This window comes from Lactobacillus sp. ESL0246, assembly GCF_003692965.1.
Lineage (GTDB): Bacteria > Bacillota > Bacilli > Lactobacillales > Lactobacillaceae > Lactobacillus.
The window spans coordinates 1-20,873 of record NZ_REHC01000007.1; the positions used below are offsets into that span (position 1 = coordinate 1).

The 20,873-nt window shown below is 33.3% G+C and carries 17 protein-coding genes; 12 read left to right on the forward strand and 5 right to left on the reverse strand.

The window, feature by feature from the left end:
- The first annotated feature begins 194 nt into the window (after positions 1-194).
- From dprA to F5ESL0246_RS03705, 7 genes are all read left to right on the forward strand, one after another.
- Positions 195-1,046, forward strand: coding sequence for a DNA-processing protein DprA (dprA, locus tag F5ESL0246_RS03675; protein WP_122018178.1), 852 nt, complete (start codon positions 195-197; stop codon positions 1,044-1,046).
- Positions 1,047-1,124: 78 nt separating this feature from the next.
- Positions 1,125-3,218, forward strand: coding sequence for a type I DNA topoisomerase (topA, locus tag F5ESL0246_RS03680; protein WP_122018179.1), 2,094 nt, complete (start codon positions 1,125-1,127; stop codon positions 3,216-3,218).
- Positions 3,219-3,313: 95 nt separating this feature from the next.
- The gene (trmFO, locus tag F5ESL0246_RS03685) at positions 3,314-4,630 is read left to right on the forward strand and encodes a methylenetetrahydrofolate--tRNA-(uracil(54)-C(5))-methyltransferase (FADH(2)-oxidizing) TrmFO (protein WP_122018180.1); all 1,317 of its coding nucleotides are present in this window, start codon (positions 3,314-3,316) and stop codon (positions 4,628-4,630) included.
- 1 nt (position 4,631) lies between these two features.
- Positions 4,632-5,561 carry a site-specific tyrosine recombinase/integron integrase gene (xerA, locus tag F5ESL0246_RS03690; protein WP_122018181.1) on the forward strand — a complete coding sequence of 310 codons (930 nt, stop codon included), beginning with the start codon at positions 4,632-4,634 and terminating at the stop codon, positions 5,559-5,561.
- On the forward strand, positions 5,558-6,082 hold the full coding sequence (gene hslV / locus F5ESL0246_RS03695) for an ATP-dependent protease subunit HslV (RefSeq protein ID WP_122018182.1): 525 nt from the start codon (positions 5,558-5,560) through the stop codon (positions 6,080-6,082). Before xerA ends, hslV begins: the two co-directional genes overlap by 4 nt.
- Before the next feature lie 14 nt (positions 6,083-6,096).
- Positions 6,097-7,494: an ATP-dependent protease ATPase subunit HslU gene (gene hslU, locus F5ESL0246_RS03700; RefSeq protein WP_305021741.1), complete on the forward strand. Its 1,398-nt coding sequence runs from the start codon at positions 6,097-6,099 to the stop codon at positions 7,492-7,494.
- A gap of 18 nt (positions 7,495-7,512) precedes the next feature.
- Positions 7,513-8,400 carry an aldose 1-epimerase family protein gene (locus F5ESL0246_RS03705; protein ID WP_122018184.1) on the forward strand — a complete coding sequence of 296 codons (888 nt, stop codon included), beginning with the start codon at positions 7,513-7,515 and terminating at the stop codon, positions 8,398-8,400.
- 163 nt (positions 8,401-8,563) lie between these two features.
- Here the strand turns inward: F5ESL0246_RS03705 and plsY are convergent, their stop codons facing one another.
- The gene (gene plsY, locus F5ESL0246_RS03710; RefSeq protein WP_122018185.1) at positions 8,564-9,199 is read right to left on the reverse strand and encodes a glycerol-3-phosphate 1-O-acyltransferase PlsY; all 636 of its coding nucleotides are present in this window, start codon (positions 9,197-9,199) and stop codon (positions 8,564-8,566) included.
- Between the two features lie 94 nt (positions 9,200-9,293).
- Here plsY and parE point away from each other — a divergent pair, with 94 nt between their 5' ends.
- From parE to F5ESL0246_RS03730, 4 genes are all read left to right on the forward strand, one after another.
- A complete protein-coding gene (gene parE / locus F5ESL0246_RS03715; protein ID WP_122018186.1) occupies positions 9,294-11,252 on the forward strand; it encodes a DNA topoisomerase IV subunit B in 1,959 nt (652 codons plus the stop codon).
- Positions 11,253-11,267: 15 nt separating this feature from the next.
- Complete coding sequence (parC, locus tag F5ESL0246_RS03720; RefSeq protein WP_122018187.1) at positions 11,268-13,715, forward strand: DNA topoisomerase IV subunit A; 2,448 nt, start codon at positions 11,268-11,270, stop codon at positions 13,713-13,715.
- Between the two features lie 173 nt (positions 13,716-13,888).
- Complete coding sequence (locus tag F5ESL0246_RS03725; RefSeq protein ID WP_122018188.1) at positions 13,889-14,824, forward strand: LysR family transcriptional regulator; 936 nt, start codon at positions 13,889-13,891, stop codon at positions 14,822-14,824.
- Between the two features lie 28 nt (positions 14,825-14,852).
- Entirely contained in the window at positions 14,853-15,782 is a 930-nt protein-coding gene (locus F5ESL0246_RS03730) for a manganese-dependent inorganic pyrophosphatase (protein ID WP_122018226.1), read from the forward strand.
- 155 nt (positions 15,783-15,937) lie between these two features.
- On the opposite strand, the gene F5ESL0246_RS03735 is transcribed toward F5ESL0246_RS03730, so the two are convergent.
- A complete protein-coding gene (locus F5ESL0246_RS03735) occupies positions 15,938-16,297 on the reverse strand; it encodes a helix-turn-helix domain-containing protein (protein WP_122018189.1) in 360 nt (119 codons plus the stop codon).
- Positions 16,298-17,567: 1,270 nt separating this feature from the next.
- Here F5ESL0246_RS03735 and xerS point away from each other — a divergent pair.
- Positions 17,568-18,647 carry a tyrosine recombinase XerS gene (gene xerS, locus F5ESL0246_RS03740; RefSeq protein ID WP_122018190.1) on the forward strand — a complete coding sequence of 360 codons (1,080 nt, stop codon included), beginning with the start codon at positions 17,568-17,570 and terminating at the stop codon, positions 18,645-18,647.
- Between the two features lie 35 nt (positions 18,648-18,682).
- On the opposite strand, the gene F5ESL0246_RS03745 is transcribed toward xerS, so the two are convergent.
- The 3 genes from F5ESL0246_RS03745 to F5ESL0246_RS03755 form a co-directional block, all read right to left on the reverse strand.
- Positions 18,683-19,318, reverse strand: coding sequence for an NUDIX hydrolase N-terminal domain-containing protein (locus F5ESL0246_RS03745; RefSeq protein WP_122018191.1), 636 nt, complete (start codon positions 19,316-19,318; stop codon positions 18,683-18,685).
- A 39-nt stretch (positions 19,319-19,357) separates the two neighbouring features.
- Positions 19,358-20,236 (reverse strand): DegV family protein, encoded by an 879-nt coding sequence (locus F5ESL0246_RS03750; protein WP_122018192.1) that lies wholly within the window; start codon positions 20,234-20,236, stop codon positions 19,358-19,360.
- 72 nt (positions 20,237-20,308) lie between these two features.
- Positions 20,309-20,722 (reverse strand): MarR family winged helix-turn-helix transcriptional regulator, encoded by a 414-nt coding sequence (locus F5ESL0246_RS03755; RefSeq protein WP_122018193.1) that lies wholly within the window; start codon positions 20,720-20,722, stop codon positions 20,309-20,311.
- Positions 20,723-20,873: the final 151 nt, after the last annotated feature.

Genomic DNA, 20,873 nt, shown 5'->3' on the forward strand with positions numbered 1-20,873 from the left:
ATTAAGCGAGTTCATTGGTAACTTCTTTCTAGAATTGATTGGGTAATTACATTCTATCAAAGAAGTCCAATGGACTTTTTTCATTTTTTAATTAGGGCAAGTGTTCAACTTCATTTTACAATTTACCACTTTTTTAAATAATAAGATAAAAAATTCCTTCTTTTTTGAGTATTTATAATTAGGAGGATTTTTTTATGGAAATAAAAGATTTTCTATTACGCCTGAAATTGCAAAAAGGAATTGGCTATGTAAAGCTGTTACAAATTGCAGAACAATTAGATGATTCTGAAGTAAGTATTCATTCTTTTAAAAGAATGAATTTATCTGATGAATTAATGCATGCCTGTTTTCAAGCTTTCAATGATCATGAAAAAGGAAAATTTGTTGAGCGGATAAAAAAGCAATGTCAGATTATTAGCTTTTTTGACAAGGAATATCCAGAAAATCTTCGTCAAATCTATCGTCCACCACTAATATTATTTGCTCAGGGAGATTTAGAATTATTAAAGCAGAAAATAATAACTATTGTTGGGTCACGCAATGCTACTTCATACAGTCAACTTGTTCTGGATAATATTGTTCCTAATTTAGTAAAGAATAGATGGGTAATTGCCAGCGGTTTAGCTAAGGGAGTTGACGTTATGGCACATAAAGCTACTTTATCTAATAAGGGTAAAACAATTGCAGTTGTTGGTAATGGCCTCAATCATTTTTATCCACTATCTAATTGTCATGTTCAAAATCAAATTATTGAACAAGGTTTATTATTGAGTGAGTATTTGCCTGATACACCACCACGACCTTTTCGTTTCCCTGAGCGTAATCGGATTTTAGCAGGATTAGCTCAAAGTGTAATTGTTACTGAAGCCAAGAGAAAATCTGGTTCATTAATTACAGCAAATTTGGCTTTACAGGAAAATCGGGACATTTATGCAGTCCCAGGACCAATTAATAGTGAATTATCAGTAGGACCAAACCAGTTGATTGCGGCTGGAGCTACCCCAATTACTGATTTTCAAATAAAATTTGACAATTTTAGTAATTAAAGATTTGACAATTGACCGTTAAATATTCTATTCTCAGTTTAGTATTTTAAAAATAGAATTTTAATGAGGAGGCTTTTGATGCCTACTAAGTCAAAGCCAAAAAAAAGAAAAAAAACATTGGTGATTGTTGAGTCACCAGCAAAAGCTAAAACGATAGAAAAATATTTAGGGCGCAACTATCGCGTAATTGCTTCTAAAGGGCATATTCGAGATTTACCTAAGTCGCAAATGGGAATTAATTTTGATAATAATTATCAACCTAAATATATTTCAATTCGTGGTAAGGGTGATACAATTAAAGAATTGAAATCGGAAGCTAAGAAGGCAAAGGAGGTCTATTTGGCCTCTGACCCCGATCGTGAAGGTGAAGCTATTGCTTGGCATGTGGCCCATGTATTAAATCTTGATGATACAGCTAAAAATCGCGTAACTTTTAACGAGGTAACTAAAGATGCTGTTAAAAATAGTTTTAAGCATCCCCGAACAATAGATATGGATACTGTTAATGCCCAGCAAGCTCGAAGGATTTTAGATCGAATTGTTGGTTATTCACTATCTCCAATTTTGTGGAGTAAGGTAAAAAAAGGCCTAAGTGCAGGTCGAGTTCAATCTGTTGCACTTAAGCTTGTTATTGATCGTGAAAAAGAAATTAATGATTTTAAACCCAAAGAGTATTGGACAATTGATGCGGAATTTCAAAAAAATAAATCGTCGTTTAAATCACAATTTTGGGGAATTAATGGTAAGAAAAGTGAATTACATAATAATGAAGCTGTACAGGATGTTTTAGCTCAAATTGATAAGAAGAAGTCATTTGAAGTTAATAATGTGGTTAAACGTGAACGTCGAAGGCAAGCTGCTGCACCATTTACTACATCAACAATGCAACAGGAAGCGAATAAGCGTTTAAATTATCGTACACGGAGAACGATGAGTATTGCTCAACAATTATATGAGGGAATCAGTCTGGGTAAGCAAGGTACAGTGGGTTTAATTACATATATGAGAACTGATTCTAAACGTACATCACCGATTGCTCAGGCAGAGGCTTCTAAATTTTTGACAGAAAAATATGGTCAGGAATTTGCTGCTAAAGAAACCAGACATTTTAAAAATCAAGAAGATGCGCAAGATGCTCACGAAGCTATTCGACCAACTAGTGTTTATCGAACTCCAGAGTCACTTAAATCGGTTCTGACGACGGAACAATACCGCTTGTATAAATTGATATGGTCCCGATTTCTAGCAAGTGAAATGACTCCCGCTGTTTATGACACTGTTCGAGCTGATATTGAACAAAATGGTATAATTTTTAGGACTACTGGTTCTAAAATGAAGTTTGCTGGTTTCACAAAGGTTTATGATAGCCAACAAGAGAAAAATGTTGAGCTTCCTGAACTAGATGATGGCGATAGTGTCAAAATGACGAAATCTGATAATAAGCAGCATTTTACTTTGCCACCTGCCAGATATACCGAAGCTAGTCTGGTTCATACTCTTGAAGAAAATGGAGTTGGTCGTCCCTCAACTTATGCGCCTACTATTGATACCTTACAAAGACGTTACTATGTCAAATTAGAAGCTAAATCAATTGTTCCAACAGAATTAGGTGAAATTGTTGATGATTTAATTGAAAAGTTTTTCCCCGATATTGTTAATATTGATTTTACTGCTCAATTAGAAACTGATCTTGATAGTATTGAGGAAGGAAAGAAGAATTGGGTTAGAGTAATTGATGAGTATTATCACCCATTTAAAAAGGAATTGGATAAGGCAGATGCTGGGATTGAAAAAATCCAAATTAAAGATGAACCAGCAGGCTTTAATTGTGACATTTGTGGAGCTCCAATGGTAATTAAGATGGGACGATATGGTAAATTTAATGCATGTTCTCGTTTCCCCAATTGCCGTAACACTAAGCCAATTGTTAAGAAAGTTGGTGTGATTTGCCCTAAATGTGGCAAAGGGGATGTAGTGGAAAAGAAATCAAAACGAAACCGTAAGTTTTATGGTTGTTCAAGATATCCTGAATGTGATTTTGTTTCATGGGATAAGCCACTTAATCGCAATTGTCCTAATGACGGCCATTTTTTAGTCGAAAAGCGTAGTAAAAAGGGACTAGGCGTTCTTTGTCCAAATGGTGATTACAAAGAAGACACCATAACCGAATAAAATTTAAGTTAACTTTATGTTAATATCATCAAATTTTATTAATTTGATGATATTCTTCGATATAGAAGACATTGTTTTAGTAAAGGATATTTAGTATGCTTCAAAGTGTAAATGTTGTTGGAGGCGGTCTAGCTGGTAGCGAAGCTGCATGGCAATTAGCCCAACGTGGTATTAAAGTAGATTTATATGAGATGCGTCCTAAAAAATTGACGCCAGCTCATAAAACTGGCCAATTAGCTGAATTAGTATGCACTAATTCAATGCGATCTAATCAGTTAACAAATGCAGTTGGCTTGTTAAAAGAAGAAATGCGTCAATTGGATTCGCTTATTATGACAGCTGCTGATGCAGCACATGTTCCCGCAGGTGGTGCCTTAGCAGTTGACCGCAAAGAATTTAGTTCTTATGTGACAAAAAAATTGATGGCTTTGCCAAATGTAACTTTTCATGATGAAGAAGTAAAACAGATACCAAAAACTGGCTTAACAATTATTGCAACTGGCCCACTTACTAGTGATATTCTTGCAACGCAAATTCAAAAGTTTTCTGGTACGCAAAGTCTACATTTTTTTGATGCTGCAGCACCAATTATCGCTGCAGATTCAATTGATTTGGATATCGTTTATAAAAAGTCACGTTATGATAAAGGGGAAGCTGCTTATTTAAACTGTCCGATGACTCAAGAAGAATATGAAAATTTTGCACATGAATTAGTAAAGGCGGAAACAGCCGAAATGCATAGTTTTGAAAAAAGTGATGTCTTTGAAGGATGTATGCCTATTGAAGTAATGGCTGGGCGAGGTGAAAAAACGATGCTCTTTGGTCCACTTAAACCTGTTGGTCTTGAAAATCCACATACCGGGCAACTTCCATATGCAGTTGTTCAATTAAGACAAGATAATGCCGCTGCTTCAATGTATAACATTGTTGGCTTTCAAACACACCTTAAATATGGTGAGCAAAAGCGAGTTTTTTCAATGATTCCAGGTTTGAAGAATGCACGCTTTGTCCGCTATGGTAAAATGCATCGCAACACTTACATGGTCTCACCAGAAGTTTTGACTGCTAGTTATGAATCAAAAAAACAGCCAGGTTTATTTTTTGCTGGACAAATGACAGGTGTTGAAGGTTATGTTGAAAGTGCTGGAAGTGGCTTGGTTGCTGGAATTAATGCGGCAAGAAAAGCAATTGGTAAAGAAACCGTAACCTTTCCTAAATTAACAGCATTAGGGTCAATGGCAAGATATGTTACGACAGCAAGTGTCAAACACTTTCAACCAATGAATGCTAGTTTTGTATTAATTCCTGGACTTGAGGGTAAGAAAATTAGGAATAAGCGTGAACGGCATCAGAAAATAAGCGAACGTAGTCTCACAACGCTAACAGAATTTAAACAGACAGTGTTAAAATAAAATGGTAAACAATGAAGATGATCTTTTACAAAGTTTTATGGCATATTTGCGAAATGAACGCCATTATAGCAAGATGACCTTAAAGTCGTATAGAACTGATTTACTTGAAGCAAAACGGTTTTGGCAAGATAATGGTGGCTTTAAAGGTTGGCAAGATGTTGATCGACGAGACGTTGAGATTTTTTTACAAAATCTTGCGCAAAAAAAATCAGCTCGGACAACTCAAGCTCGCAAAATGTCTAGTTTAAGATCTTTTTATCGTTTTTTGACTAAAAGAAAATTAGTTAATTATAATCCAACTCAAACAACAGTTTTGCGTACAAAAAATCATAAGTTGCCGCAATTCTTTTATGCTCCTGAAATTAAGCAAGTATTTGCGTCACTTAAGGGTAGTGATCCACTAACAAGGCGTAATCTTGCTATGTTTGAACTGTTTTATACAACCGGAATGCGTGTTAGTGAAGTGAGAGGATTAAAAACTGATCAAATCGATTTAAATTTAAAAATCATTTTAGTACATGGCAAAGGAAATACCGATCGTTATGTGGCTTTTGATGATGAAACCAAAGTAGCATTGACAGGATATTTAAATGAATCCCGAAAAAAGTTGCTAGCAAATCAGGATGATCATAATTATGTTTTTCTAAATAAACAAGGAAAGAACTTGACTTCACGCGGTATTGAGTACATTATGCAAAGAGTTTTTAATGGAGCTGGAATTAGCGGCAAAGTTCATCCTCATGAATTGCGACATTCTTTTGCAACGGCAATGCTTAATAATGGGGCGGATTTGCGTAGCGTCCAAGAACTTCTTGGACATGTAAATTTATCGACAACTCAAATTTATACGCATGTTACGATGAAGCATTTACAAAATAATTATCAAAAATATTTTCCACGAAATAATGAGAAAGATGAGGCAAAAAAATGACAACAATATGTTCTGTAAAATATAATGGCAAAACTGCTATTGCTGGTGATGGACAAGTAACATTAGGAGAAAAAGTGATTGCAAAAGCAACTGCTAAGAAAATTAGACGCATTTATCATGATCGTGTAGTCATTGGATTTGCTGGTGGAGTTGCAGATGCAGTTAGTTTACAAGAAATGCTAGAAAATAAACTAGAAGCCTTTGGAGGGGACCTAAAACGGGCAGCCGTAGAAATGGCCCAAGATTGGCGTAAAGACGCAACACTACAAAAATTAGAAGCAATGATTATTGCATTTAATGATCAAGATTTACTACTTATTTCAGGAAATGGTGAAGTCCTTGAACCTGATGAGAACGTTGTAGCAATTGGTTCTGGCGGTAATTTTGCTCAAGCAGCAGCAATTGCCATGATTAAACATTCATCAGGGATGACTGCTAGCCAAATAGCACATGAGGCGGTTGAAATCGCTTCTGGAATTGATATTTTTACGGATAATCAAATTAATACGGATGAATTATAAAAGTAGGTGGAATTTTGATGGAACCTAAAACTCCCAAGCAAATTGTGAATTTATTAAATAAATATATTATAGGACAGGATGAAGCCAAGAAAGCAGTGGCTGTTGCACTGTATAATCGATATCGAAGAATGCAGCTTTCACATAAAATGCAAGAAGATATTACTCCTAAAAATTTATTGATGGCAGGTCCCACTGGTGTTGGAAAAACGGAAATTGCAAGAAGGTTAGCTGCAATTGTTCAAGCACCATTTATAAAAGTTGAAGCTACTAAATTTACTGAAGTTGGATATGTCGGTCGTGATGTTGAATCAATGGTTCGTGATTTAGTAAATGAAGCCGTTAGAATGGAGGAAAAAGATCAGTTTGAACGAGTTAGGGACCAGGCAACTAGAGAAGCTAACAAGGTATTAGTAAGATTACTTGTACCAGGTATTAAACATAAGAAACAACAAAACATATTGCAGCAATGGCAAAATATGATGACCTCAGTTGACTCCGATTACCCCAGCAATAGTTCTGAAGAAGAAGTTACAGATGAGATTCGTAATGAACGCTTGTCTGTTTCGGAACAATTAAGTAAAGGGCTGTTAGAGGATCGAGACGTTACAATTAATGTGCAACAAACTCCTAAAGTTAATCCGATGAGCGATATGATGGGACAAGTTGGGTTCGACGTTAGTTCCATGTTAAATGGGTTGGCTCCTAAAAAGCAAGTTAAAAGAACGTTACCTGTTAGAGATGCACGCGAAATTCTAATACAGGAGCAATCACACAAAATGGTTGATTATGATTCGATTTATCAAAAGGCGATTGAACGAACGGCAAACAATGGCATTATTTTTATAGATGAAATTGATAAAATTGCTGCTGGTAATAAGAAAGCATCAGGTGAAGTTTCGCGTGAAGGAGTCCAAAGAGATATTTTACCAATTGTTGAAGGTTCAACTGTGCAAACAAAGTATGGTCCGATTGAAACAGATCACATTTTGTTTATCGCAGCGGGTGCTTTTTCTGAAGCTAAACCAAGCGATTTGATTCCTGAGTTACAAGGTCGCTTTCCAATTAGAGTTGAACTTAATCCATTGACTAAGGAAGATTTTGTTAAAATTTTGAAAGATCCCGCAGATTCTCTTTTAGAGCAGTATGTTGCCTTAATGAAGGCTGATGGTATAAAGTTGGTTTTTACTCAAGAAGCAGTGGAGCAAATTGCAAAGATTGCGTACGATGTAAATCAAGGTACTGATAATATTGGTGCTAGAAGATTAGCAACAATTCTTGAAAAATTGCTTGAGGATGTTTTATATGAAGGCCCAGATATGGAAATGGGTGAAATAACAATCACAGAAGCATACGTTAATGAAAAACTTAGTGATATAATAACTAATAAGGACTTAACTAAGTTTATTCTTTAATAGAGGCGATGAATAAGCATGGATTACACTATTAAAAACAGTATCCTACAGGTTATTATATCTAGTATGGGGGCTGAAGTTCAGAGTATTAAAAGTCAACATAGTGGATTCGAATATATTTGGCAAGCCGATCCCAAAGTCTGGCGTCGGCATGCACCAATTTTATTTCCATTTGTAGGTAAATTAAAAAATGATCAATATACTTACCAAGGGAAGACTTATCATATGGGACAACACGGTTTTGCCCGTGATATGGAATTTGCTGTTGAGCATCAAACTAGTGAGAGTATTACTTTTTTACTAACAGATACAAATGAAACTAGAAAAATTTATCCTTTTAGCTTTGAGTTGCGAGTAAATTATAATCTGCTTAATAATTTACTTGAGGAAAATTTTAGTGTAATCAATAAATCCAATGGACAGATGATTTTTGGCATAGGTGGTCATCCTGGTTTCAATATACCGACGAGTGATCTGGTTTCTAAAGAAGATTTTTATTTTAGCACTAGACCTTCACTTGCAAGAATTCAAATACCTATAAGTGATGGATTACTTGACTGGGATAATCGTTCACTTGCTTCGACTAATAGTTTGATAACTCTTAGTGACCATTTGTTTAAAAACGATGCATTAGTTTTTCAATTAAAGGGACACGACAATCGCATTTCTCTTAGAACCGAAACTAGTGATTATCATATAAATGTTTGGCTAAGAGATGCACCTTTTGTAGGAGTTTGGTCACAATATCCAAATTTTGGTGATTATGTATGTATTGAGCCATGGTGGGGAGTTGCCGATCGACTTGATTTTAACGGTAAACTTGAAGAAAAATATGGCATGAATCATCTTGAAGATGGAGAAACGTTTACTGCTGGATTTAGTATGGCTTTTCATGATCAAGATTAAGATCAGTAAGCGTAAAAACATCTAATATTTTAAATTTTAAGGGCTTAATATCACTTGATGTTAAGCCCTTAATTTATAAAAGAAAGTTGGCTTTTGGTCCATCTTGCGAACAAACGTTCTGAAAGTTATAATATAAAAGCCAGTGACTTATTCACTAGCTTAATTAAAGTTTATGATGCTCCTTTTTATACCAATACCATAAACCGAAAGGAATGATATTTTCTTGATGATGAACTAAGCGGCTAATATTACTACGGTGTCTGACAAATAGGACAACCATAATACAACCGACAATTATTTCAAGAAAAATATCATGAAAGAAAAACGTTGTAATAAAAATTAATACTACGGCAATTAGACTAGACAAACTGACATAGGAAGTAATAAAGACAAGCGGCAAGAAAATCAACGCGCAGATGCCAAAAAACTTCAAATTATATCCCAAAAAAAGACCTGCACTGGTAGCAACGGCTTTTCCGCCCTTAAATTTAAGATAAATTGGGAAGGTGTGTCCTAAAATAGCCAAACCACCAGAAATTAGGAGCAAGTATTTGGGCCCCGATATTTGAAAAATACGTGGTAAGCTTGTTGCTAATGTTCCTTTCAAAACATCCACGATTAAAACAAAGCTACCTGCAAACGGCCCAAAAACGCGAAAAGAGTTTGTCGTTCCAATATTTCCTGAACCATATTGTCGAATATCTTCAGAAAAAAATATTTTACCAATCACCATCCCAGTGGGGAAGGATCCTATCAAGTATGCTAGAATAAAAACCAGTGTTAATTTAAAATTTATCATTTATTTCCTACTCTCTTACTTACTAGAACTTATTTTATCAAAGATTAGTTAGTGTGAGAATTAAAATATATGATTTTAAACTGGAGGAATTTATTTGGCTGAAACAAATAAAAAAACAAATTCTTACGATGATTCATCTATCCAGATACTGCACGGACTTGAAGCTGTGCGTAAACGTCCGGGAATGTATATTGGGTCTACTGATATACATGGCTTAAATCAATTAGTTTATGAAATCGTTGATAATTCAGTTGACGAAGCGATGGCTGGTTTTGGCCAAGAAATTGATGTTACAATTCATCAAGATAATAGTGTAACAGTTCGTGATTTTGGTCGCGGAATGCCAACAGGAATGCATAAGTCTGGTAAACCGACGATTGAAGTCATTTTAACGGTTTTGCACGCTGGTGGTAAGTTTACAGAGCAAAATTACAAAACCTCTGGGGGACTACATGGTGTTGGTTCTTCGGTTGTTAATGCCCTATCTAGTTATATGGATGTGAAAGTCGTTCGGGATGGTGTTATCTATGAAGAAGAATTTGAAAATGGTGGTCATCCGATTGGTACATTAAAACGTATTGGTAAGACTAAAGAAAAAACAGGAACAACTATTACATTTAAACCAGATGAAACGATTTTCTCAACGACTAAGTATAAATATGAAACAATTCAGGAGCGAATTAGAGAATCGGCCTTCCTATTAAAAGGTGTTCGTTTTGTTTTAACCGATGAGCGTGTTCCCGAACATCATGATGATTTTAAATATGATAACGGAATTGAATCTTTTGTAGCTTATCTCAACGAAGGTAAAGATACCTTAAGTGATGTTTTTTATTTTGATGGTAAGCAAGATGAAATTGAAGTTGAGTTTAGTGGTCAGTATAGTGATAGTTATTCTGAAAGTCTTGTTTCTTTTGTTAATAATGTCCGTACAGCAGACGGAGGAACACACGAAGTTGGTGCGCGAAGTGGGTTTACTCGTGCTTTCAATGATTATGCTAAGAAACAAGGACTTTTAGGTAAAAAGGATAAAAATATTGATGGTTCTGATTATCGTGAAGGTTTAAGCGCAGTGCTTTCAGTTAAAATTCCAGAGGAACTGTTAGAATTTGAAGGTCAAACTAAAGGAAAATTAGGAACACCTCAAGCAAGATCAGTAGTAGATGCAATCGTTTATGAAAAAATGTCATATTACTTATTGGAGAATGGTGAATTAGCACAGGAACTAGTTAAGAAAGCTCAACGCGCAAGGGATGCACGTGAAGCTGCTAAAAAGGCTCGGAATGAGAGCCGCAATGGAAAAAAGCGCCGAAAAAAAGAAGTCTTATCTGGAAAATTAACGCCGGCACAGTCACGAAATCCCAAGAAAAACGAATTATTTTTAGTAGAAGGTGATTCAGCTGGTGGATCAGCCAAGCAAGGACGCGATCGCCGCTTTCAAGCTATCTTGCCGTTGCGTGGTAAAGTATTAAATACACAAAAAGCAAAGCTACAAGATATTTTCAAAAACGAAGAAATCAATACTATGATTTATACTATTGGTGCTGGTGTCGGTGCCGAGTTTAAAGTGGATGATTCTAATTATGATAAAGTCATCATTATGACCGATGCCGATGATGATGGTGCGCATATTCAAATTTTGCTATTAACTTTCTTTTATCGTTATATGCGACCAATGATTGAGCATGGCAAAGTTTATATTGCTTTACCACCATTATATCGTCTACAAAAAGGACATGGTAAAAAGTCTCAGGTTAAATACTCTTGGACTGACGAGGAGTTAACTATTGATGAAAACAAAATGGGGCGAGGTTATACACTCCAGCGTTTTAAAGGTTTAGGAGAAATGAATGCTGAACAGTTATGGCAGACCACAATGAATCCAGAATCCAGAATGCTAATTCGCGTTAAAATTGATGATGCTGCTTTAGCTGAGCATCGTGTTACAACTTTAATGGGTGACAAAGTCGATGCTAGACGTAAATGGATTGAAGAAAACGTTAAGTTTCGAATGGGTGAGAATGCTTCAATTTTAGAAGAAGAAAATGAGTAAAGAGGGTTTTAATTAATGGCTACAAAAGAACGAATTCGTGAAATGCCGCTTGAGCAAGTCATGGGTGAACGTTTTGGACGATATTCAAAATATATTATTCAAGAACGTGCTTTACCAGACATTCGTGATGGCTTAAAACCAGTTCAGAGAAGAATTCTTTATGCAATGTATCGGGATAACAATACATATGATAAACCGTTTAAAAAGGCAGCAAAGGCTGTTGGTAACATCATGGGTAATTTCCATCCACATGGTGATAGTTCTATATATGGTGCTCTTGTTCATCTCTCCCAAAATTGGAAAATGCGTGAAACGCTAGTAGAAATGCATGGTAATAATGGTTCAATGGATGGGGATGGACCGGCTGCCATGCGTTACACAGAATCGCGGTTAAGTAAAATTTCTAATATGCTTTTGCAGGATATTGACAAGGAAACAGTTAATATGGTGCTTAATTTCGATGATACTGAATATGAGCCAACTGTTTTACCAGTCAGATTTCCTAATCTACTAGTTAATGGTTCAACTGGAATTTCTTCTGGTTATGCAACAGAAATTCCGCCACATAATTTAGGCGAAGTCATTGATGCTACGATTTATTTACTAAAACATCCCGATGCCGACTTAGATAATCTAATGCAGTTTGTAAAAGGTCCTGATTTCCCTACTGGGGCAATAGTTATGGGGCAAAATGGTCTTCGTGAAGCTTACAGAACTGGACGAGGTCGTATTCAAGTGCGTGCCAAGTCTGTAATTCAAGAAATTCGTGGACATCGTGAAGAAATCATAATTACGGAGATTCCATTTGCTGTCAACAAAGCGTTATTAGTCAAGAAGATGGATGAAATTCGCTTAAATAAGGAAATTGATGGTATTGCTGAAGTTCGTGATGAAACGGACCGTCATGGTTTATCAATTGTGATTGAATTGAAAAAGGGTGCTGATTCGAAAAACATTCTAAACTACTTATTTAAAAATACGGAATTACAAGTTTCGTATAACTTCAACATGGTTGCAATTGATAACATGACGCCAGTACAAGTAGGTTTGAAGCATATCCTTTCATCTTACTTAGAGCATGAAAAAGATATTGTTACTAAAAGAACCAAATTTGACCTAAATAAAGCTGAAACTAGATTAGAAATTATTCAGGGTCTTATTCATGCTATGGATATTCTAGATCAAGTAATTAAAACCATTCGTGCTTCTAGAAATAAGTCTGAAGCAAAGAAAAACTTATCTAGAGAATTTGCTTTTACTCCAAGACAAGCTGAAGCAATTGTTTCATTACAATTATATCGTTTAACTAATACTGATGTAGATGCTCTGGTAGCAGAAAAAAACGATTTAAGCACAAAAATAGCGCAATATCGAGATCTTTTATCTGATAATAAAATTTTGGAAAAAGAAATCGTTAAAGAACTCACCAAAGTTAAAAAAGATTTTGATAATCCGCGACGAACAGAAATTTCTACAGAAACTGCACAAATTAAAATTGATGAGAAAGCATTAGTAGCCGATGAACAGGTTAGGATCTTAATTAGTAGGGATGGCTACTTGAAGAGGTCTTCATTACGCTCATGGCAATCAAGTGATGATACGGACAATGGATTACCAGATGGTGATCAGGTAGTTTACGAAAAGACAGTATCAACACTTGATAATTTATATCTTTTTACTAATCGTGGGAACGTCATTTTTCGGCCTGTAAATGAATTAGTTGAAGCAAAATGGAAGGAGACAGGACAACATTTATCTCAAGAAATCGGATTAAATAGTGAAGAGAGAATTATTCGCGTTTTTACACTAAATCATCTTGATGAAAACGTTAATTTCCTTTTAGCAAGTAATGATGGGTATATAAAGCAAGTAAAACTTTCAAACTTAAAGCCAACGAGGACATATCGTTCACGTGCAATGACAGCAATGAAGATGAAAAAAACTAGCAGTTTTGTTGTTAGGGTTGACCTTATTAAGCCGAACACTAAAGATGAGATAGTTTTATTCACGCAGAGAGCTTATGCGGTCAGATATGATATTAGTGAAATTCCTGAACTGGGTGCAAAGGCCAGTGGTGTCAAATCAGTCAATCTTAAAGATGAAGATTACGTTGTTTCGTATGTTTTGTTTAATCTAAAATATATTGATTTACTGTGTGTTGGAATCATTACTCAACGTGGAGCTTTTAAACAGCTTAAAGTTAACTTAATTGGCAAAGTATCACGTGCTAAAAGAGGAGTTTTAACTTTGCGTGAGCTTAAGAAGAATTCACATAGAATTGCTGCTATAGTTGCTTATGGTCAAAACCATAACTTAAAAATCACAACAAGCAGTAAGAGAATAATTAAGTTGAGTTCGAATGACTTTCCTTTAAGTGACCGTTATTCCAATGGTTCATTTGTTGTTGATACAACAAGCGATGGTATACCTGTAAGTATTCAACTTGATAGCCCTAGAAGCTGAACTATTACTTGTAGCTAATATAACTATTCATATATAATTAAAATTATTCAAAAATTATTAAATAATAATCAAATTATATTTTGACATATAACCGCTTTTGATTGATAATATTATATAAATAAAATCATATTATTATTGAAAATGGATTGTTAAAATTAGAAGGAATAATTTATATGCCTAAAACAGATATAATACTATCACCAAAGTCTTTACACTATTTCTTACAACTGATTGATACAATGAATTATACTCAAGCAGCACAGATTTTAGGAATCACTCAGCCAGCTTTATCGCAACAGATTAAAAAGATAGAACATGCAATCGGAACTCCGCTTTTTGGTCAAAATGGGAAAAAGCTCTATTTAACTGAAGCAGGTAAACAGTTGCAAGTTGGTGCAATCAAATTACTTGGAACGGTTAATTCAGTTGTTAGAGATATTCAGGAATTTAACCAGGCAGATAAAGGGACAATAACAGTTGGTATATTAGAAGGCATTGATCAGGATATACTACAGCGTTTTTGGATTGATTTTAATAAAAAAAATCCCCAAATTATAACTACTTTTGTTAGCTTTAATAGAAAAGACTTGTGGTACAATCTCGATAATAATTTGATTGACTTGGCAATTATATATATTCCGTGTGAGCTTAAGAAGAGTCAGGCAAATTTGCATAATCAATATGAAAGTATGACTATTAGCCAAGATAGCATAACAATTTTAACGCATAATGATGGAATGAAAGCGGGGAAATCATATCCAATTTCTGAATTTGTTAAAACAAATTGGGTTGCTTATCCAGATAGTTTCTATTTAAGGCAATTGATGAAAGAAAAATTTAATAGTACAATAAGTACGAAGAATCAGATGAAAGTTCCAATGAGTTTTTCTTCGACTGGACAGTTGATAAAAATTGCTGAGGCAACTAATTATGATACATTCATCAGTTACACATATTATCAAACTCATCGTAATGAAATTAGATTGACGCCAGTACATTTATTAGATGATCAAAAATTCTTGGTTTCAATTGTTTATCGTAAAGGTAAAAAGGATATACCGCGAATTAAAAATATTTTAACTGAATTAAAAAAATCGATAGATGATTAAACACGGAAAGGCAATAGGTATAAATGAAATGGAAAAAGAATTAATTTTTGGACACCAGAATCCTGACACTGATGCAATTGGTACGGCAATTGCATATTCATATTTACAAAACAAATTGGGCTACAACACCGAGGCTGTAGCTCTTGGAAATCCTAATGATGAAACTGCATTTGCTTTAAAAAAATTTGGATTTAAAGCACCTAGAGTAATTAAGACTGCAGCAAATGAAGTAAATAAAGTAATGCTAGTTGATCATAATGAGCCACAGCAAAGTGTTTCTGATATTGAAAAGGTCTCTGTAACACATGTTATTGATCATCATCGAATCATGAATTTTGATACTAGTTCACCTTTGTTTTATATAGCTGAGCCTGTTGGATGCACTAGTACAATTTTGTGGAAATTATATAAACATTTTAATGTTCAAATTCCACAGAATATTGCTGGTATTATGCTTTCAGCAATAATTTCTGATACCTTGTTGTTAAAGTCTCCGACAACTACTTCTGATGATAGACAAGCAGTAGAAGCTTTAGCAAGCATTGCAGGGGTTGATTATGCTGAATACGGTTTAGAAGAATTAAAAGCGGGTACTAATATTAAAAGCAAGTCAGAAGAAGATCTTATTAATCTTGATGCTAAGAGTTTTGATTTAAATGGTAAAGCTATTCGAGTAGCCCAGATTAATGTAGTTGATTTGTCAGAAGCATTAACTCGTAAATCAGCCTTATTGAAAACAATGGAAACAACATCATCAACTGATCATTATGATTTATTTATGCTTTTGATAACAGATGTTCTTGATTCTGACTCAGTTGCTTTGATTTGTGGATCAAATGAGGCCAAAAATGTTTTTGAACATGCTTTTGGTGAAGTTCATGATTCACAAATTAGTCTTCCAGGGATTGTTTCGCGGAAAAAACAAGTAGTACCACAGCTTACAGAAGCCTTTAATTAGAAGTTAATTTATAATTATGGTGTTTGCATTATTTTGCATTATGTAGATAAGGTAAATAGGTAGTAGCTTATAAACATTTTGCTTATTTAAAGTATTATATATAAAAATAAAAAAAGAAATAGGAAACTTTCCTATTTCTTTTTTTCTAAATAGAACTAATCTTTATTGATTTCTTTTGCTAAGATAATGAAAGACTTGCAAACTCTTTCAGCTTTTTCAGGAGCCATTTTTCTTAATTCATTAAGAACTTTTTTAATGAACACTGGAGTATTATCTTGATGATTTTCTGCCTTAACTTCTTTAAAACGGTAAGCATTCATAATAATATCAGGTGTTGTAGTATTTAAAGCTCGGGCAATAGAATCGAGCTTCTGAATACTAATATTTTGATTCTTAGTTCTTTCAAGACGAGAAATAAAGTTTACGGACAAATCACTCAACTCTGCAAGGTCCTCTTGTGTCAACTTCTGTTCACGTCGTCGACGGCATATTTCTTTTCCTAAATTTATACTCATGGAATAAATTCAACCCTTTCAAAAATATAATTCCATATTCCATAATAACAGATTAATTATAGAAATAAACAAAAAAACAAAAAATAATAACTAAAACATTCAAATTCAATAAAATCTTAAAACATAACAGCAAATTTATCGAAGTAAAAAGTTTTAATTTATACTCTAAAAAGTATTATAAGACAAATTAGTAAAAATTTAAATAAAATTGCACTAAAAAAATAAACTTAAAATCAAAAATCTTAAAATCAAAAATATTTTTGTATAATTACCAATTGCTTGATAATCTAAGCTAAAATAAATAACCTGGCTTTCTTAACAGATTATTTATTTATAATATATAAATTCTAAAATAAAAAGCGCTTTATTACAATTTTTGCTCTAATAAGCAAAAATAAAATTGTTTTATGATCGAAAGCTGGTTAAATTTTGATATGAAATAACAAAATTTAGAAAAAATACTTGTTAAAATCCATGATAGAAATATCAAAATTACCAAGCAAATTTGATACCGCTTTAATTATAAACTGTTTGCTTAAATAAGCATTATAAAAAATCTTATTTAAACTCTAAATTTAAATAGATGTTGTTCATTGAGATTTAAATACAATTATTGATACCGCTTAAAAAGTTTAAATTAATGGAGAGAGAACAGGAAAGCAATAATTAACTTCGTATAATATATATTATGTAAAGCTAAAGTGAGACTTTATTATAAATTGAGGGACGTTATCGCTTTATTTATAATAAAGTCAAAAATTGGTTAGATAGAATATCTTTAAATTCTGTTTGAATAAATTTTAAAACCACTGTAAATTAAACCTGGAGTTTAAAATGAGCATATGTAAATTTGATAATATTTATCGATAAATAATCTCCTATTTGTTGAGATCAAAAATTTGGTCAATTTATTTATTAAACAGTGATATATAAAACCAATTCAAAATTGCTCTAATAACTGAATTGGTTTTTAGTAAAGAAAGTTTGATTAATGATACCATAATGTATCTTATTAAATTGGCTTACCTATCATTAAAACTATAATTTTAATGATAGGTAAAAGCTTTGATTAACAGGTATTTATAATAATATAATTTTTTAAAAAATATTTTATGCTCTATAAAACATAACAAATATTGCTCAATTAATTTTTCTTGCTATTCTACTAATCTTCTCTTTAAAAGCTATCTGGGCTTTGACTTTTTTAAAGACAAACATATATTCCTGTTTTATAATTAAATAAAGATTATTATGCTAGGAGAACTAACTTTTGGAGACAAATAAGTACTTAAATTTAATTCAAACTGAATTACAAAATATGCCCGATTATATTAAGGAATATAACTTTGGAACCAATCATTCTTTGGCAACGTCATATCAGTATTTAACTGAAATTAGACGTTTTTTTGACTGGTTGCGAACTGAAGGAATATCAAGAGTGAACAATAATAAGCAAGTTACCGTTGAAACACTAGCTAACTTACATCGAAATGATATTATGCTATACATTAATTATTTAGGACATACAAAGAATCAGCAAGGCCATTTAAATTCACCGACTACAATAAATCGTTCAATTAATGCATTGCGCTCTCTTTTTAAGTTTTTGACGATAACAGCAGATAACAATGATGGTCAACCGTATTTCGAACGAAATGTAATGCTTAAGATTGATTCACTTAATGATACAAAAACTCTTAATTATCGAGCTCATGTTCTTGAATCTCATATGTATATCGGTAACTTGAAATACCAGTTTTTAGATTTTATTGAAAACGAGTATGAACAGCGTTGTAATAAACAAGCCCTTCCCTCCTTTAAAGTTAATAAGCAACGTGATATAGCGATTATTGCTTTAATATTAGGCACTGGTATTCGTGTTTCTGAATGTGCTGGAATTAATGTTGCTGATTTAAATTTACGTAAAGCAACTTTAGATGTAACGAGAAAAGGTGGTCAACGAGATAGTGTTCCTATTGCTGAATGGACGCTTGATTATCTGATAGATTATAAAAAAGTTCGCAAGCAACGGTATAATGTTACCAAAAGAGAATCCGCCCTATTCTTAACTAATTGGCATCAACAAACAAAGAGAATTACTTCAAATGCAATTGAGAAGATGGTTAACAAATATTCGGCGGCATTTGGTCATCCTTTAACACCACATAAATTAAGGCATACTCTTGCTTCTGAATTATATGGTGTTACCAAAGATCAAGTTTTAGTTGCACAACAACTTGGTCAAAAAGGAACGACAGCAACGGATTTATATACTCATGTTGATCAAACAAAGCAACGACAAGCATTAAATGATATTTCAGCAAATGATGATCCAAAACAAGGGAATTAAAAAATCTAGTAGGTAAAAATCACCTACTAGATTTTTTAATTGAACCATGTTTGCCAATCAGCTTCATTTAAAGCGGCAAAACACATTGTTATCTCCTCTTGGTTATTGCGTTTAAGCGATAGTGGTGGCAATTTATCAAGAGAAAAGTAAGAGCAAGAACTCGTTTCGGTATTTGGAATAAACTGGCCACCTATTTCGTGACATAAAAAAATAATATTGCATACATTGATGGCTCGCTCAATACGATTTTTACCATGAATATTAGTTTGACTATTCTTAATTGCTATCACCCTGTTAACCGTAATATCTCGTCCAGCTTCTTCTTTCACTTCTTTAATACAATTATCTCTAACCGAAAGATTAGGTTCACACCATCCACCTGGCATAGACCAAAGGTTGTCGGTTGTTTCCTTGACTAAAAGTATTTGGTTGTTTTTAAAAACAGCAGCACGTGTAGCTAATTTTGGGGTTTGGTAGCCATCCTCACTGCTAAACATAAATTTAATCTGCTTTTTAGGTAGTCCCGTTTTGGAAGTCATCATTTCGGTTGCAATTTCTCTCAATCTAGTATAACGCTCTAAATCAAACCGATCGCGTCCAAATTCTAAACCATTTTGGGCGATACTTTGTAACTCTATCGCCCAATCTGTAAACTGATCTCTTTTTTCCATAATCAAATCTATCCTTGAGGTGCAGAGTGTAAAAACATTTTACTTGGTTAGATCAATCTTATCAATATCAATCATCCAACCAATAGCAAATGACTTTTCTCCTAAGTGTGTTGCAATTCCAGGACTAAATTTAGTTACAGATATATTTTGATTAGGAAATGTATCACGTAAAAACACTTTAGCCTCTTCTACTTGGCTGCTATCATTTGAATCAATAATAAATAATTTTATTTTATCTTTATAGGGAAGTTTATCTATCTCACTAACTGTTAACTTTTTGATTTTTGCAAAAGCTCGTTTCATTGATCTAATTTTGTCAAAAGCAACAATTTTACCATCTCTAAAAGTTAACAGTGGTTTGATATTAAGCATTGATCCAATAAATGCTTCTGCATTGCTTAAACGACCGCCACGACGTAGGTTTTGTAAATCATTTGGAACAAAAATTTCATCAATTGTTGACCTAATTTGCTCCAGCCTTTCTAAAATTGTATCTAAATCTACACCATTTTTGATTAGACGCGCAGCGGCTAAAACAAGATTGCCTTGCAATCTTACGGTCATTTTTGTGTCGATTGGATGCAAATTATATTCTGGATTTGTTTTTGCAATATTACATAGGGTCTGATAGAAGCCAGAGATTCCACTTGATAATGTAATTGCAATGATTGCTTCATACCCTTCACCATACAATTTGTTAAAAAGATGAATTAAATCCCCCATACTTGGTTGTGAAGTTTTGGGAAAATCAGCTCCCTTTCTTTGCATTTCAAAAAGTTGTTCTGATGTAATATCTACATCTTCTAAATATTCTTTATTTCCAATAATAATTGGAATCGGTAGAACAATAATATTGTTTATATCCGCTTCTTGTTTAGTTATAACGCTGGTACTATCAGTAACTAATGCAATTTTCATCTAATTAACTAACCTTTCGCTTTTATATGTACGACTAAAGGAAATTATAGCATAAAAGTTCAAGCTATTCGACTACTTACTTAAAATCAGTCTTTCTTTTTTGATTAATTTATCAAAAGTTTGACTAAGACAATTAACTTCTTGCTGTGAAAGATCTTGTAATAGACTTTTTTCAATATCATTCATGGATCTTTTTAATTCTTTCAACTTATTCAACCCTTTTTCACTGAGAACAACTGTCTTGCTTGAGTCATTTTCAGAACGAGTAATTGTAATTAGTTGAATTGTTTTCACTTGTTGCAGTTGACGGCTTAAAGTGGAAAGAGAGATTTTTAAATTATTAGCTAAATCCCCCATTTTTAAAGCCTGATTATTATTTTTAGCAAAATAAAGCAGAATGCGAGTTTGTGAAAAATTTAACCCACACCTATTACGTATTTCCTTTTTAATATTCCCTGCGACTATGCTAAAGGCTAAGATATCCAATTTATTCTCCTTCCATCAATTTTGAATAATAAATTTATTTTATAAATTATGTTGTGAAACAATGCTTTATATATAATATAAAGCATTGTAAATACTAAGAAATTATTTATAACACACATTTTAAGTTTAAATAAACATTAATTTATAATAA

Bases quoted from the DNA above. Each gene is read 5' to 3' on its own strand.
- dprA (WP_122018178.1), top strand. From the start codon at position 195: ATGGAAATAAAAGATTTTCTATTACGCCTGAAATTGCAAAAAGGAATT.
- topA (WP_122018179.1), top strand. From the start codon at position 1,125: ATGCCTACTAAGTCAAAGCCAAAAAAAAGAAAAAAAACATTGGTGATT.
- trmFO (WP_122018180.1), top strand. From the start codon at position 3,314: ATGCTTCAAAGTGTAAATGTTGTTGGAGGCGGTCTAGCTGGTAGCGAA.
- xerA (WP_122018181.1), top strand. From the start codon at position 4,632: ATGGTAAACAATGAAGATGATCTTTTACAAAGTTTTATGGCATATTTG.
- hslV (WP_122018182.1), top strand. From the start codon at position 5,558: ATGACAACAATATGTTCTGTAAAATATAATGGCAAAACTGCTATTGCT.
- F5ESL0246_RS03705 (WP_122018184.1), top strand. From the start codon at position 7,513: ATGGATTACACTATTAAAAACAGTATCCTACAGGTTATTATATCTAGT.
- plsY (WP_122018185.1), bottom strand. From the start codon at position 9,199: ATGATAAATTTTAAATTAACACTGGTTTTTATTCTAGCATACTTGATA.
- parC (WP_122018187.1), top strand. From the start codon at position 11,268: ATGGCTACAAAAGAACGAATTCGTGAAATGCCGCTTGAGCAAGTCATG.
- F5ESL0246_RS03725 (WP_122018188.1), top strand. From the start codon at position 13,889: ATGCCTAAAACAGATATAATACTATCACCAAAGTCTTTACACTATTTC.
- F5ESL0246_RS03730 (WP_122018226.1), top strand. From the start codon at position 14,853: ATGGAAAAAGAATTAATTTTTGGACACCAGAATCCTGACACTGATGCA.
- F5ESL0246_RS03735 (WP_122018189.1), bottom strand. From the start codon at position 16,297: ATGAGTATAAATTTAGGAAAAGAAATATGCCGTCGACGACGTGAACAG.
- F5ESL0246_RS03745 (WP_122018191.1), bottom strand. From the start codon at position 19,318: ATGGAAAAAAGAGATCAGTTTACAGATTGGGCGATAGAGTTACAAAGT.
- F5ESL0246_RS03750 (WP_122018192.1), bottom strand. From the start codon at position 20,236: ATGAAAATTGCATTAGTTACTGATAGTACCAGCGTTATAACTAAACAA.